The organism is Salinarimonas sp. NSM (assembly GCF_052380005.1).
Classification (GTDB): Bacteria; Pseudomonadota; Alphaproteobacteria; order Rhizobiales; family Beijerinckiaceae; genus Salinarimonas.
The window spans coordinates 17161-31529 of sequence record NZ_JBQTCJ010000003.1; the positions used below are offsets into that span (position 1 = coordinate 17161).

Annotated in this window: 10 protein-coding genes; all 10 read left to right on the forward strand. The window is 71.5% G+C overall.

The features are described 5' to 3' along the window. Positions 1-184 precede the first annotated feature (184 nt). Positions 185-1108 carry a phosphonate ABC transporter substrate-binding protein gene (gene phnD, locus ACTZWW_RS02310; RefSeq protein ID WP_444779316.1) on the forward strand — a complete coding sequence of 308 codons (924 nt, stop codon included), beginning with the start codon at positions 185-187 and terminating at the stop codon, positions 1106-1108. A gap of 102 nt (positions 1109-1210) precedes the next feature. After that, positions 1211-2038: a phosphonate ABC transporter ATP-binding protein gene (gene phnC, locus ACTZWW_RS02315; RefSeq protein ID WP_444779317.1), complete on the forward strand. Its 828-nt coding sequence runs from the start codon at positions 1211-1213 to the stop codon at positions 2036-2038. A 4-nt stretch (positions 2039-2042) separates the two neighbouring features. Continuing rightward, on the forward strand, positions 2043-2978 hold the full coding sequence (phnE, locus tag ACTZWW_RS02320) for a phosphonate ABC transporter, permease protein PhnE (protein ID WP_444779318.1): 936 nt from the start codon (positions 2043-2045) through the stop codon (positions 2976-2978). After that, entirely contained in the window at positions 2975-3832 is an 858-nt protein-coding gene (gene phnE, locus ACTZWW_RS02325) for a phosphonate ABC transporter, permease protein PhnE (protein ID WP_444779319.1), read from the forward strand. The genes phnE (ACTZWW_RS02320) and phnE (ACTZWW_RS02325) overlap by 4 nt, the downstream gene beginning before the upstream one ends. Positions 3833-3956: 124 nt before the next feature. After that, complete coding sequence (locus tag ACTZWW_RS02330; RefSeq protein ID WP_444779320.1) at positions 3957-4469, forward strand: sigma-70 family RNA polymerase sigma factor; 513 nt, start codon at positions 3957-3959, stop codon at positions 4467-4469. Next, positions 4459-5232: an anti-sigma factor family protein gene (locus ACTZWW_RS02335; RefSeq protein WP_444779321.1), complete on the forward strand. Its 774-nt coding sequence runs from the start codon at positions 4459-4461 to the stop codon at positions 5230-5232. Before ACTZWW_RS02330 ends, ACTZWW_RS02335 begins: the two co-directional genes overlap by 11 nt. A 20-nt stretch (positions 5233-5252) precedes the next feature. After that, positions 5253-5717 carry a hypothetical protein gene (locus tag ACTZWW_RS02340; RefSeq protein WP_444779322.1) on the forward strand — a complete coding sequence of 155 codons (465 nt, stop codon included), beginning with the start codon at positions 5253-5255 and terminating at the stop codon, positions 5715-5717. 466 nt (positions 5718-6183) lie between these two features. Continuing rightward, positions 6184-7536, forward strand: coding sequence for a sensor histidine kinase (locus ACTZWW_RS02345; protein WP_444779323.1), 1353 nt, complete (start codon positions 6184-6186; stop codon positions 7534-7536). 252 nt (positions 7537-7788) lie between these two features. After that, on the forward strand, positions 7789-9756 hold the full coding sequence (locus ACTZWW_RS02350) for an autotransporter assembly complex protein TamA (protein WP_444779324.1): 1968 nt from the start codon (positions 7789-7791) through the stop codon (positions 9754-9756). Beyond that, positions 9756-14366 carry a translocation/assembly module TamB domain-containing protein gene (locus ACTZWW_RS02355; RefSeq protein ID WP_444779325.1) on the forward strand — a complete coding sequence of 1537 codons (4611 nt, stop codon included), beginning with the start codon at positions 9756-9758 and terminating at the stop codon, positions 14364-14366. The genes ACTZWW_RS02350 and ACTZWW_RS02355 overlap by 1 nt, the downstream gene beginning before the upstream one ends. The last annotated feature ends 3 nt before the right edge of the window (positions 14367-14369 follow it).

Sequence of the window (14369 nt, forward strand, 5' to 3'; positions counted from 1 at the left end):
CCCGGGGACCCGGAAAGGCGAGACGACGCCACCTGCGATAATGCAATACGCCGGCAAATGAAGCGAAAACGTTAGACCACTAAGTATAGTCGTCAAAAAACTGTTACCGAGCCCCAATAGAGCGTGATCGCGCGGCGTTGAGCGCCGCTATCCCGCACGTTCTACAGGATCGGAGACGACCTCCATGTTCCGCACCCTTCTCGCCGGCACGGCCGCCGCCGTCGCGCTCGTCGCCGCCGCTCCCGCCTTCGCCCAGGACTGGAAGCAGGATCTCCCCGTGTTCCGCATCGGCCTGCTCGGCGGCGAGAACGAGGCGGACCGCCTGCGCAACAACGAGTGCCTGATCGAGTCGCTCGGCTCGCGCCTCGGCGTTCCCGTCGAGCTGTTCCCGGCGCCGGACTACGCCGGCGTGATGCAGGGCCTGCTCGCCGACCAGCTCGAGATGTCGTTCCTGGGTGCCTCGGCCTATGCCGGCATCTACCTGCAGGATCCCGAGGCGGTGGAGCCGGTGTTCGTCGGCGCCGAGGCCGACGGGTCGCTCGGCTACAAGTCGGTGATGTACGTGCGTGCCGACAGCGGCATCACCTCGCTCGCCGAGCTCGAGGGCAAGTCCCTCGCCTACGCCGACCCGAACTCGACCTCCGGGTATCTCGTGCCGCGCGCCGAGCTGCAGGCGCAGGGCATCGACGACGAGGCGTACTTCTCCAACGTCGGCTTCGGCGGCGGGCACGAGCAGGCGGTCACCGCCGTGCTCAACGGCCAGTACGACGCGGGCGTCACGTGGGTCTCCGGCATCGGCGATTCGGCCGAGGGCTACACCCGCGGCAACCTGCGTCGCATGATCGACAACGGCCTGCTGAACATGGCCGACCTGCGCATCATCTGGGAGTCGAACCTGATCCCGAACGGCCCGGCGGTCCTGCGCAAGGACATCCCGGCCGAGGTGCGCGAGATCGTCGTCGACTACCTCGCCACCCAGCACGAGACCGATCGCGACTGCTACGTCAGCGTCTCCTTCGGCGACGGCCAGGGCTGGGCGCCGGTCGACCATTCCTTCTTCGAGGGCGTGGTCGCCATGCGCCGCGCGGAGCTCGAAGGCTCGCGCTGATCGTCGTATCCGACGGGACGGACCCTCGCCGCGAGCGGGGGTCCGTCGCGTTCGTCCGGTGCGTGCACAACCGGCCCGAGCCCACCACCCCGCGAGGACGTCATGCTCGAATTCAAGGCGCTCACGAAGCGCTTCAACTCCAACGTCGCCGTCGACGCGGTCACCCTGACCATTCCCCAGGGTCAGATGGTCGGCGTCATCGGGCGCTCCGGCGCGGGCAAGTCGACGCTCCTGCGCATGATCAACCGGCTGAACGACCCCTCCGGCGGCGCGCTGCTCTACAAGGGCGTCGACGTCGCGAAGCTCGAGGGCGCGGCGCTGCGCAAGTGGCGCTCCGACTGCGCCATGGTGTTCCAGCAGTTCAACCTCGTCGGGCGGCTGAACGTCATCACCAACGTGATGACCGGGCGCCTGCACGAGCACGGCCTCGTCTCCTCCATGCTGCAGATGTTCTCTGCCCGCGAGCGCGCCTTCGCGATCCGTGCGCTCGATCGGCTCGGCATGGCGCACACGGCGCTCCAGCAGACGGATACGCTCGCGGGCGGACAGATGCAGCGCGTGGCCATCGCCCGCGCGCTCGTCCAGGAGCCGGAGATCCTGCTCGCCGACGAGCCGATCGCCTCACTCGACCCGCTCAACGCCAAGGTCGTGATGGACGCGCTGCGCGCCATCAACGTCGAGGACGGCCTCACCGTCATCTGCAATCTGCATACGCTCGACACGGCGCGCGCCTATTGCGACCGCATCATCGGCATGCAGGGCGGGCGCGTCGTGTTCGACGGCGCCGCGTACGAGCTCACCGACGAAGCCGCCCGCGAGATCTACGGCGCCGAAGCGGGCGAGGCCTTCCAGGAGGGCCTGACCTCGACGTCGCTCGGCGGTCACTCGCGGCCGGCGCCGGCGCCCGTGCGTGCCGCGGCCGTGGGCTGACGCGATGTCCGCGCACGCGCTCGCCTCCTCCGCCGCCGGGCCGGACGCACCCGACGCCGTCGCCCTGTTCGAGACGCATCGCAAGGCGCTGATCCGCCAGAAGATGTGGACGAACCTCCTGTTCCTGGCGCTCTTCCTCGCGATGCTCGCCTGGTCGATCGACGTCTCACGCTTCTTCCCGGAGCGGCTGGCGCAGGGCGTGCCGCGCATCTTCGAGTATTTCGGCACGATCCTGCCCGGCCTCGAATGGGACAAGCTCTTCCTGCCCCGCGGCGAGGACGGGCGTGCGGTGCCCGGTTCGCTGACGTTCTGGTACTCGGACCTCGACAAGTACCTGCGCCTCATCTTCGAGACGATCCTGATGGCGATCACGGCGACGATCCTCGGCGCCGCGGCGGCCTTCGCGCTCTGCTTCCCCGCAGCGCGCAACCTCGCGCCGAAGGGATGGGTCGGCGTCGCCTGCCGGCGCCTGCTCGAGGTCTTCCGTGGCGTGCCGGAGATCCTGTATGCCCTCGTCCTCGTCTTCGCGGTCGGCATCGGGCCGCTCGCCGGCGTCATCGCCATCGCGATCCACACCGCCGGCGCGCTGGGCAAGCTCTTCGCGGAGGTGAACGAGAACGCCTCGATGCGCCCCGTCGACGGCATCCGCTCGGTGGGCGGCACATGGTTCGAGGAGGTGCGCTACGGCATCCTGCCGCAGGTCCTGCCGAACTTCGCCTCCTACACGCTGCTGCGTTTCGAGATCAACGTGCGCGCCTCCTCGATCGTCGGCTTCGTCGGCGCGGGCGGGATCGGGGCCGAGCTCAACCACGTGATCAGCTTCTTCTCGGACGACCGCGTGCTCGCCGTGCTGATCCTCGTCGTGCTGACCGTGACCTGCATCGACCTGATCTCCGAGCGCGTACGCCACGCCTTCATCGGGCTGGAGAACCTGAAATGAGGACGTTCACCCTCGCCGCCATCGGTCCCGCCGAGATCGAGGCGGCGCGCGCCGACAACCCGAAGGCCTTCGGCGACCCGCGCAGGCGCGCCCTCGTCGTCGGCTCGTGGGCCGTGATCCTGGGCTACCTGCTCTACTCGCTGTGGCTGTTCGAGTTCTGGAAGCTGTTCGCGTCCTCCGAGAACGCCCTGCGCATGATCACGCGCATGTTCGTCTGGCAGGGCATGGACACCTGGATGTACGCCCAGATCTACACGGGCATCGCGGAGACGATCGCGATGGCCTTCCTGGGCACGCTGCTCGCGACCATCCTCGCGCTCTTCATCGCCTTCGCGGCGGCGCGCAACACGATGCCGCTGTTCCTGCCGCGCCAGGCGACGCGCCGCGTGCTCGACGTGCTGCGCGGCGTCGACCAGGTGATCTGGGGCCTCGTCTTCGTGCGCGCCGTCGGGCTCGGCCCGCTCGCGGGCGTGCTCGCGATCTTCGTCTCGGACACCGGAACGCTGGCGAAGCTCTATTCCGAGGCGATCGAGAACATCGACAGGAAGCAGGTCGAGGGCGTCACCTCCACCGGCGCGGACGGCGTGCGCACGATCCGCTACGGCATCCTGCCGCAGATCCTGCCGGTGTTCATCTCGCTGTCGCTCTACTCCTTCGAGTCGAGCACCCGCTCGGCGACGATCCTCGGCCTCGTCGGCGCCGGCGGCGTCGGCATGGTCATCATCGAGCGCTTCCGCGCCGGCCTCTTCGATCAGGTGGCCTTCGTGGTGATCAACGTGCTCGTCGTCATCGCGGTGATCGACTGGGTATCGGCCAAGATCCGCCGACGCTTCATCGGCGAGCGGGGGCATTGACCATCCGCCTTGGGTGCGACCCTCGAGAGGTCACGCGGCCCGCTCCGTCGATTTTTCGAGCGGCGAGGGATTAAGATCGCTGTCCGTGCGTAATTGCCTTCGAGAGCAACGACGGACGGGCTCGATGGGCGACGCCTCGGAGATCACGGCACACGTACGAAGCCTGCGGCGCTACGCGCTCCAGCTGACCCGCTCGCGCGACGCCGCGGACGATCTCGTGCAGGAATGCCTGGCACGCGCGATCGCGAACGCGTCGACCCTGAAGCCCGGGCTGCCGGTCCGCCCCTGGCTCTTCCGGATCCTGCACAATCTCCACGTCGGCGAGCAGCGCAAGCTGCGGCTGCGCAGGGCGGCGCTGCTCCATCCTTCGGACGACGAAGTCCCCGCGCCGCAGGACGATTCGCTCGAGCTGCGTGCCGTCCTCGACGCGGTCGCGCGACTGCCCGACGAGCAGAGGGCCGCGCTCCACCTCGTCGCGGTCGAGGGCATGTCGTACCAGGAGGCCGCACGCGTCCTGGAAGTTCCCGTGGGAACCCTGATGTCGCGCCTCGCACGGGCGCGAGAGGCACTGAGGCGCGCGCTGCAGCGGCCCGGGGCTGCCTCCCTGCAGATCGTGGGAGGGCGTGATGTCCGATGAGCCGACCGAAGCCGACCTCCATCGCTGGCTCGACGGCGAGCTCGGCTCCGCGGACGCGGCGCGAATCGAGGCGTTCCTCGAACGGGACGAGCGAACGCGCGCCCGCCTGGCCGATTATGCCCGCAACGACCAGCTCCTGCGCTCCGCGCTCGCGACGGACGACGTGGCCGAGCCGTCCCCGGCGATCGACGATCTCGAGCGGCGCCTCTCGGGGCGGCTTCGCAGGAGGGGCGTACGCCCGATCGCGGCGCTTCTCGTCGCGTCGGCAGCCGCCTTCGTGGCGGGTGTGGCGACCTATCCCGTGCTCCAGGGGATCGTCCCCTGGCGTGTCCCGCCGGTCGTCGAGGCGGCGATCCGTGCGCACGACGTCCTCGAGACGACCAGCCGGGTGGAGGTGCCCGCATCCGCTCGCGCCGAGCTCGTCGAGCGACTGGAGCGTCATCTCGGTGCCGACGTCCTCGTGCCGGACCTCGCCGCGGTCGGGCTGAGTCTCGTGGGCGGTCGCCTGCTCGTCGCGGACGAGGGGCCGCTCGCGCAGATCGTCTACGAGGACGTCCGCGGCTCGCGCCTGAGCGTGTACTTCGCCGGTGCCGACACGGTCGAGCAGGACGAGATCACGCTCGTCGAGGTCGAGGACCTCACGGCGGGATACTGGCAGGGGCGCACGCTCGCCTACAGCGTGATCGCCGACATGGACCCCGAGATCCTGCGCCAGGTCGCGATCGAGGTCTCGGCCGCGGTCGAGGCCGCACCCAGGAGCTGACTCACATCGAGGAGGTATGCATGCTGTCGTCGATGAGCCCCAAGCTGATCGCCGGTGCGATCATCGTTCCCGCCGTCGCTGTTTTCGCGACGTGGTCTCTCGCATCGAACGCGGCGAGACCCGAGCTCACCACGGTGACCCAACAGGGATGCGGCGCGCCGGTGAATTTCGCGCTGCCGCTGCGCACGTCACGGGAAGCGGCTCCGACGGTCCTCGTCACGTACGGGCCCGTGGAGCTGACGGCGGCCGAGCCCGTGTCCCTCGGCTTCGACCCCACGCTGACGGCGGCGAACGAGGTCGCGATGAACGACGGCGCCCTCGTGCTGCCGATGACGTTCGGCACCGACCGCCTCTCGCCGAAGGCGATCCGCGTGAACTGCCGCGACGGTGCCGTGACCTCGGTCCGCTACGAACGCGACCGGACCGTCCGGAACTTCAACGTGGTTCGCACGACGCCGGAAGTGGTCGGCGATCCGCAGACCTGAGGCTCCACCGCGAGCGGGCGACGCGCCGCGTCGTTCGCCCGCGCAACTCCGTCGAGACGATGCCCCTCCGCCTTCGCCCCCTACGCGACCTTCTCGCCCGATCCGTCCCGGTGAAGCTGCCGGGTTCGGACCCCCCGCGCCCGCGGCTTCTGACGTGCCGCCGATGTGGCGGTGGGCGCTTCTACGAGCTTCCGACCAAGGGGATCTGCACCCTGCTGCGTTGCGCCGACGAAAGCTGCGCGCAGTGGCACGAGGCGGCCCCGATGCTCGGCCATCTCGAGCCGGCCGACATCGAACCCGCCGTCGACGCGGCTGCGCTCGACGGGCCGCGCCAAGTCTACGTGGATTAGCGATGCCGTCGCGACCGCGCCGCGTCGACGGCACGCGACCGGCCGAGTGACGAAGTGCTTGTCGGCCGCCGCGGACGTGAGATCATGTGATCCCCACCATTGATTCGGAGGTCGCGATGCACGGCCGCGATGGTGCCTCGCGTCTCCGCCATACTTGGCTCGCCGCGTTCGTCGCCGTGGCCTGCATCGCGGCGGCGATGGTGTTCGTCAATTCGTGGGCGGAAGACCGCGTCCGCGCGTCGCTCGAGGCTCGCAGCTCGATCGAGCGGCTGCATCGGGCCGTCATCGAGGCGGAGCGGGCGCAGCGTGCCTACATCCTGACCCGGGATCGAGAATATCTCGCGGACGCCAACGAGGCGCGGGCGAAGCTGGACGGGCTCGCCGACACGGTTCGGGACGTCGTGGCGCGCAACGCCATCGAGAGCCGGGCCGTCGACGACCTGTTCGCACTCGTGGACGAGCGGGACGCCCAGCTCGCGGCGGCCGTCGAGGTCTTCGAGGCCGAGGGTGCGGCCGCGGCCGCGGAGGCCGTGCGCAGGAACGAGATCCGCCGGACGTCGGCGCGGATCTTCGACATCGTCACGTCGATCGACGAGGAGGAGAATCGAATCCTCGCGGGCCGCGAGCGAGATGCCGGCGTGTTCCGCGCCCTGCTGATGCTCGCGATCGTCGGTGTCGGCGGCGTCGCCGTGCTCGTGACGATCTCGGGACTTCGCGAGGAGCAACGCCTCGCCGCGCGCCTCGACGCCGCCAACCGGGACCTGGAGCGTCGCGTGGACGAGCGGACGCGCGAGCTCGAGGTCGAGCGTGCGCGCATCGAGCATCTGCTGCGCGACCTCGGGCACCGGGTCGGCAACAATCTCTCCATGGTCTCCTCGTTCCTGCTGCTGGAGGCGCTGAAGTCGGACGACGAGCGGGTGAGAGCCGCGCTGGAACGAGCCCACCGCCGCATCCTCGGGATCGCGTCCGCGCAGCGTCGGTTGCGGATCGAGGCCGGCTCGGCGCATGTCGATGCGCAGGCCTATCTCGCCGCGATCGTGGAGGACGTACGGGAGATCCTGGTCGCTGAGGGTGTCGTCCTCGATCTGGCCTGCGAGCCCGTCGACCTGCGCGGTGCGGACGCCGTCGCGCTCGGCATCATCGCCAACGAGCTGATCACGAATGCGCTCAAGCACGCCTTTCCTGACGGCACGGGCCGCATAACGGTGTCGCTGCGCACGCGCGAGGGCGCTGTGATGCTCGAGGTCGCCGACGACGGCCGCGGGCTCCCCACGGAGGATGCCGGTGGCTTGGGAGGCCTCCTGGTCCGCTCGATGGTCGCCGCGCTCGGCGGGAGGGCGGCGACATCGATGGCGGGGCGAGGAGATCGCCCCGGGACGCGGTGGACGATCGGCTTTCCCCATCGTCATCCGGACGGCTCGCCTCTGGCCACCGCCGCGGGGCACGAGGAGATGCGGCGGGCGGGCTGACTGCCGCTCGCGCCTCGATGCGCTCCGGCCATCCTGCGAAAAGAACGTGGCGGCTCATCGCAGCTTCATGCGCGGGCACGGCCGTGACGCGATCGGTCGCAGCTCGAAGGCGGGACAGGACAGAATTCCCGCCCTATGATGCGTAATTGCCACGACGAGGGTTTCGTGCTGATCTCGGGGTTCACGGGGGAGCGGGCGACCTTATAACCGGCTGCGGCGCGTGGATGAGCGCCGATCGCTGCGGGGACGTGTATGGCGTTGCGGAACCAGGACGAGCGGAGGACGACGAAAGCGGCGCTCGCCTTGCTCGTCGCGGTTTCGCTGGGGCTGACGGCGACGCCGGCTCTCGCGCAGTTCGACTTCTTCGGCCTCTTCGGCGGTGGCGACGAGGAGCCGCCCGCGCCCAGCGCGGACGCGCTGCCCTACGATCTCGACATCGCCGTGGAGGGTGACGTCGACATCGACGACGCCTTCGAGACCGTCTCCACGCTCTACCGCCTGCGCGCCGACCCGCCGCCGGACGCGGAGGCGCTCGTGCGCCGGGCGCAGAGCGACCTCGTGCCCTTCATCGACGCCCTCTGGGGGCTCGGCTACTACAATGCGAGCGTGCGCATCGAGGTGGCCGGCGTGCCGCTCACCATCCGCGGCGAGAACGCCGCGGCGGCCGCTGCCGCCGCACGCGGCTACCGGGGCGCCGAGCTCGTCCCCGTGCGCGTGCTGATCGAGCCGGGCAACGTCTTCCGCGTGCGCGCGCTGCGCGTGCTCGGTCCCGACGGCACGCCGCTCGCGCTGCCCGAGGGCGTCTATGCGCTCGAGCCGGGGGACGAGGCGGCGAGCGCCGCGATCCTCGCCGCCCAGGCCGACATCGTCGACTATTATCGCGCCGCCTCGCGCCCGCTCGCCGCCATCGCCGGCATCGACCCGGTGGTGGTCCACCCCGAGCGGGCGCTCGACCTGACGATCCGGGTCGAGCCGGGACCCGTGGCCGGTATCGGGCCGATCGCGGTCGGCGGCAACGAGGACGTGCCCGAATCCGTCATCCGCTCCTTCATCTACACCGAGCCGGGCGATCCGTACTCGCCCGAGGCGCTCGCCTCCATCCGCCGCTCGATCGGCCGGATCGAGGCGATCTCGTCGGTGCGGATCCGCGAGGCCGAGGCACTCGATCCGAATGGCGACCTGCCGCTCGAGGTCGTCGTCTCCGAGCGCCTGAAGCGCCTCTTCGGCGTCTCGGCGAGCTATTCCACCGCCGACGGGCCGGCGGCGTCGATCTACTGGGCGCACCGCAACCTCTTCGGCGGGGCCGAGCGGCTTCGGCTCGAGGCCACCGCGCTCTACCTCACCCAGACCGGGGCGCGCACGCAGCGCAATGGCGACGAGTGGTGGGACGACGTCGGCGGCAAGGTCTCGGCGAGCTTCATGAAGCCGGCGCTGTGGGGCACCCGCAACGACTTCCTGGCGGACGCGTTCGTCTCGCGCGATCGCACGGCGGGCTACACCGCGGAGCTCGTGAACGTCACCGCCGGGATCCGCCACCGCTTCGGCGACGGCTTCAACGTCCAGGCCGGCGTCGAGTACGAGACGGGGCGCGGCACGGATGTACTCGGAAAGTACGACTACACGCTGGTGGGCCTGCCGCTCTCGGCCGAGCTCGACGGCAGCGACTCGCGGCTCGACCCGCGCGAGGGCTATCGCCTGCGCGCCGGCGTGACGCCCTATCTCGAGGCCTTCGGCTCGAGCACCGGCTTCACCTATGCGCTCGCCGAGGGCTCGGTCTACCTGCCGCTCGACGCGCTGAAGCGCTGGGTCATCGCCGCCCGCGTCGAGGTCGGCTCGATCGCCGGGGCGGAGCTGAACGAGGTGCCGGCGAACCGGCGCTTCTACGCGGGCGGCGGCGGGTCCGTGCGCGGCTACGCCTACCGCAGCCTCGGCCCGCGGATCGGCGCCGAGCCGATCGGCGGCCGCTCGCTGTTCGAGGCCTCGGTAGAGGCGCGGCTGCGCGTCACCGACACGATCGGCATCGTCCCCTTCGTCGACGCCGGCTCGGCCTTCCGCGAGAGCTACCCGAGCTTCGACGAGGAGCTGCGCTTCGCCGCCGGCATCGGGCTTCGCTACCACACGGCGATCGGGCCGCTGCGCGCCGACATCGCCTTCCCGCTCAACCCCGAGGAGGGAGACGACGCGTTCGGGCTCTATCTCGGCATCGGGCAGGCCTTCTGATGATGCGCACGCGCACGGTTCTCCTCTCGCTCGCCCTGATCGGGACCACCCTCGCGGGCGGGCTCCTCGCGACCTCGGCGCTGCGCGCGCAGGAGGACCAGGGCGTGCTGGCGGGGCTGATCTCGAACCTGCTCTCGACCCCGACCCAGCAGATCTCCATCGGCTCGGTCGAGGGCGCGCTGTCGTCGGAGGCGACGATCCGCGACATCCGGATCTCGGACGGGGAGGGCGTCTGGCTCTCGCTCGACCGCGCCACGATCGACTGGAACCGCTCCGCGCTGATCTTCCAGCGCAGGCTCGAGGTGAACGAGCTGACGCTCGGCACGCTGACGGTGGAGCGCCTGCCCGTGCCGGGCGAGGACGTCGACGAGGGGGACGTGGAGGAAGGGCCGCTCTTCCCCGAGCTGCCGCTCGAGGTCGACGTCGATCGCTTCGCGCTGGAGGAGCTCGTGCTGGGTGAGCCGGTGCTCGGCACCGCCGCAAGACTCTCCGCGGAGGGGTCGACGCGCATCGGTGATCCCGAGGAGGGGATCACCCTCGACTTCGAGGCCCAGCGGCTCGACGAGCCGGGCACCTTCAGCGCGGACGTCGCCTACCAGCCGGTGGCGAACACGCTCGCCCTCGACGTCACGCTCGACGAGCCCGCCGGCGGGCTCGTCGCGCGCATCGCCGACCTGCCGGGCCTGCCGCCGGTGCGGCTCACGCTCCAGGGAGAGGGCCCGCTCGCGGACTTCGCGGCGAACCTCGACTTCGAGGCCGGTCCGACGATCGGCGCGGACGGGCGCGCGACGGTGCAGCGCGTCGACGGCGCCTACGCCCTCGATCTCGACCTCGCCGCGCGCATCGCCGGTCTCCTACCGGAGGCGGTGGCGCCGATCTTCGAGGGCACGACGCAGCTCTCCGGCGACGTGACGGTGGGCGATTCCGGCCGCATCGCGCTGGAGGGTGTCCGCCTCGCCTCGCCGGTGGCCGAGCTGACCGTCGGCGGCGCGATCGGGCCGCAGGGCGCGCTCGACCTGGCCGTACAGGGCCGGGCGCTGCCGACGGAGGGCGGCGTCACCGAGGCGGGCCGCGCGCGCATCGGCGAGCTGGCGCTCGACCTTTCCGTCAACGGATCGGTGCAAGCTCCTCGGATCGACGGCGAAATCGTCGCGCGTGACGTCGCGACGCCCGTCGTATCCCTCGACAGCCTCGACCTGACGGTGGATTCGGCGCCCGTCGGCACCGACGATCCGCCCACCCGCTTCTCCTTCGACGTCGATGCCGCCGCGCAGGGCCTCGCCTTCGCCGATGAGGCGCTCCAGGACGCGATCGGCCCGAGCCTGTCGGTCGTCGCGCGCGGCGCGGTGAGCGCCGAGGGCGTCGCCGACGTCGAGACGGCGGCGATCGAGACGCAGACCGCCTCGGCGACCTTCCAGGGGCGCCTCGGCGCCAGCGATCTCGACGGCACGCTCGACGCCGCCATCCCCGGTCTCGAGGCCTTCTCGCGCCTCACCGGGCTCGACCTCGCCGGCTCGGCGGACGTCTCGGCGCGCCTCGTCGGCGATCCGGCCGCGGAACAGATCACGGCGCAGCTCGACGGCACGCTCGGCGGCTTCGAGAGCGGCATCGCGGCGATCGACGGCCTCGTCGGCGACACGGCGACCCTGTCGGGCACGGCGCAGCGGATTCCCGGCGGGTTCGGCCTCACCAACCTGATGCTCGACGGCGCGAACCTCATGCTCGTCGCCGACGGGCGGGCGACGGACGAGGACGCGGACCTGACGCTCGACGTCACGATCCCCACGCTCGCACCCCTCGACGCGCGCATCGACGCCGGGCGCGCGACGGCGCAGGCGCGGCTGACGGGCTCGCTCGCGACGCCAAACGTTGCCGCCACCGTCTCGCTGCGCGACGTCGTCGCCATGGACCGGCCGATCGAGCGGCTCGACCTCAGGCTCGCCGCCCAGGACGTCACCGGCGATCTCGACGCGGACATCGCGCTCTCCGGCAGCGTCGCCGGCGAGGCCGCTGAGGGCACGGCACGTCTCCGGCGCACCGACGGCGGCGGGCTCGCGCTCGACGGCCTCGACCTGGCGATCGGCTCGGTCGATCTCGCCGGCGACCTCGCCGTCGGCGACGCCGGCCTCGCGGCGGGCGAGATCCGCCTCGACGCCGGCGATCTCTCCGACCTCGCGCCGCTGCTGCTCACCGAGCTCGGCGGGGCGCTCGAGGCGGACGTCTCGCTCGCCGTCGAGGACGGCGGGCAGAACGCGGACATCATGGCGGAGGGCTCGTCGCTCCGGGTCGGCGACGTTGCTCTGTCCGACGTGTTCGTCGATCTGCGGGCCCGCGACCTCTTCCGCAACCCGGTGCTGAACGGCGCGGTGCGGGCGCAGCGGCTCGTCGCCGGGGGGCAGACATTCGAGAGCGTCGGCCTCGCCTTCGACGGCACGCCTCAGGAGACGGCCTTCACGGCCTCCGCCACCGCGCAGGGCTTCGACCTCGATGCGGACGGTCGGCTCGTGCCGGAGGGCGATGCGATCACGATCGCGCTCTCCGAGTTCAGCGCCACCCGCGACGGGCGCAGCATCGTCCTCGCCGACGAGGCCTCCGTCACGATCGCCGACGGCGCGGTCGCGATCGACGGCCTGCAGCTGCGGGCGGACGGGGGCACCATCGCGGTCGACGGGACCTTGGGCGAGGCGCTCGACCTCGAGGCGCGGATCGCCGACCTGCCGCTCTCGGCGGCGGAGATCTTCGTGCCCGATCTCGGAATCGCGGGCGTCGTGAACGGCACCGTCGACGTGTCGGGCACGCCGGCGGCTCCGGAGGGGGCGTACGACCTCTCCGTCTCCGGCTTCTCCGTACCGCAGCTGCGCGACGCCGGCCTCCCGGGCGTCGACCTGGAGGCGCGAGGCGCATTCACGGGGGAGCGGGCGACCGTCGACTCCACCCTCGCGGTCGGCGGTGGCCGGCTCGCCGTGTCGGGCTCCGTCCCGCTCGATCCGTCCGGCACGATCGACCTCGACTTCACGGCGCGCGCCATCCCGCTCGCGCTCGCCCGGGCGGCGGCGCCCGACCTCGACATCTCCGGCACGCTCTCGGGCTCGGCCGATCTCGGCGGCACCTTCGAGGCGCCGACGGGAAGCTACAGCCTCGACGTCGACGGGCTCTCGCTCGCGCAGGCGCGCGACGCCGGCATCGACGCGATCGACGTGACCGCCACCGGCCGCCTCACCGGCGATCGGGCGACGGTCGACGCCAGCATCGCCGCGCCGCCGCTCGGCACGCTCTCGGTCGACGGCTCGGTGCCGCTCGACCCGTCGGGCACGATCGACCTCGCGGTCAGCGGACCCGTGAGCCTCGACCCGCTGTCTCGCTTCCTCGATCCCGGCCAGCGCGTCGGCGGGCAGGCGCAGGTGGACCTCGACGTCGGCGGCACGTTCGCGGATCCGCGGATCACCGGCGGGGCCGCGCTGTCGGGCGGGGCGTTCCGCGATGACCTGCGTGGCATCGCGCTCACCGACATCTCCGGGCGGGTCAGCGCCGAGGGCGACACGGTGCGCATCGCCGACCTGACGGCGCGCACGCCGAACGGCGGCACGCTGTCCGTCGGCGGAAGCGTCGGCTTGCGCGGCGGCTTCCCCGCGACCCTGACGATCACCGGCCGCGACGCCCAGCTCCTGAGCTCGGACCTGCTCACCGCGGTCGCCGATCTCGACCTCGACGTGACCGGCCCGCTCGCAACGACGCCGACGATCGCCGGCCGAGTCGATCTCACGACCCTCGACGTCACCATCCCCGACACGCTGCCGACCACGCTGGAGCCCCTCCCGGGGACCGAGCACGTCGACCCGCCTCCGCAGGCGGCGGCGCGGCTCGCGCTGGCGCGGGAGCGGGCGGCCCGCGAGGCGGGCGCCGGCGGGGCGCCGTTCGACGCGCGCCTCGACCTGACTGTGAATGCGCAGAACCAGATCTTCGTCCGCGGGCGGGGAGTCAACGCCGAGCTCGGCGGGCAATTGCGGCTCACCGGCACGACCAGCGACCCGATCGCGCTCGGCGCCTTCGACCTGCGCCGCGGGCGGCTGGACATCCTGGGCCAGCGGCTCGACTTCACCCGCGGGCGCCTCACCTTCGAGGGTTCCCTCATCCCGTCGCTCGACCTCGTCGCGCAGACCAGCGCCGAGGGCATCACCGCGCAGATCGCCGTGCGCGGTCCCGCGACGGCGCCGCGCTTCGAGCTCTCCTCCACGCCGGACCTGCCCGACGACGAGATCCTCTCGCGCATTCTCTTCGGCCGCGCCGCGGGCGGACTGTCGGCCGGGCAGGCGCTCCAGCTGGCGCAGGGCGTGGCGAGCCTCGCCGGTGGCGGCGCGGGCGTCTTCGAGGAGATCCGCAAGAGCCTGGGCGTCGACAGCCTCGACATCTCGGCCGGGGAGGGCGGGCCGACGGTGGGCGTCGGCCGCTACATCGCCGACAACGTCCGCCTGGGCATCCGCGCAGGCGCCCGCCCGGACGACACCGGGGTCTCGCTCGACATCGACCTCACCGACCGCCTGCGCTTCCAGGGCGCGGTCGGCGCCGACGGCCGCTCCTCGGTGGGCGTGGGCTACGAGATCGAGTATTGAGGG

Bases quoted from the DNA above. Each gene is read 5' to 3' on its own strand.
- ACTZWW_RS02340 (WP_444779322.1), top strand. From the start codon at position 5,253: ATGCTGTCGTCGATGAGCCCCAAGCTGATCGCCGGTGCGATCATCGTT.
- phnE (WP_444779319.1), top strand. From the start codon at position 2,975: ATGAGGACGTTCACCCTCGCCGCCATCGGTCCCGCCGAGATCGAGGCG.
- phnE (WP_444779318.1), top strand. From the start codon at position 2,043: ATGTCCGCGCACGCGCTCGCCTCCTCCGCCGCCGGGCCGGACGCACCC.
- ACTZWW_RS02350 (WP_444779324.1), top strand. From the start codon at position 7,789: ATGGCGTTGCGGAACCAGGACGAGCGGAGGACGACGAAAGCGGCGCTC.
- phnC (WP_444779317.1), top strand. From the start codon at position 1,211: ATGCTCGAATTCAAGGCGCTCACGAAGCGCTTCAACTCCAACGTCGCC.
- ACTZWW_RS02330 (WP_444779320.1), top strand. From the start codon at position 3,957: ATGGGCGACGCCTCGGAGATCACGGCACACGTACGAAGCCTGCGGCGC.
- ACTZWW_RS02345 (WP_444779323.1), top strand. From the start codon at position 6,184: ATGCACGGCCGCGATGGTGCCTCGCGTCTCCGCCATACTTGGCTCGCC.
- ACTZWW_RS02335 (WP_444779321.1), top strand. From the start codon at position 4,459: ATGTCCGATGAGCCGACCGAAGCCGACCTCCATCGCTGGCTCGACGGC.
- ACTZWW_RS02355 (WP_444779325.1), top strand. From the start codon at position 9,756: ATGATGCGCACGCGCACGGTTCTCCTCTCGCTCGCCCTGATCGGGACC.
- phnD (WP_444779316.1), top strand. From the start codon at position 185: ATGTTCCGCACCCTTCTCGCCGGCACGGCCGCCGCCGTCGCGCTCGTC.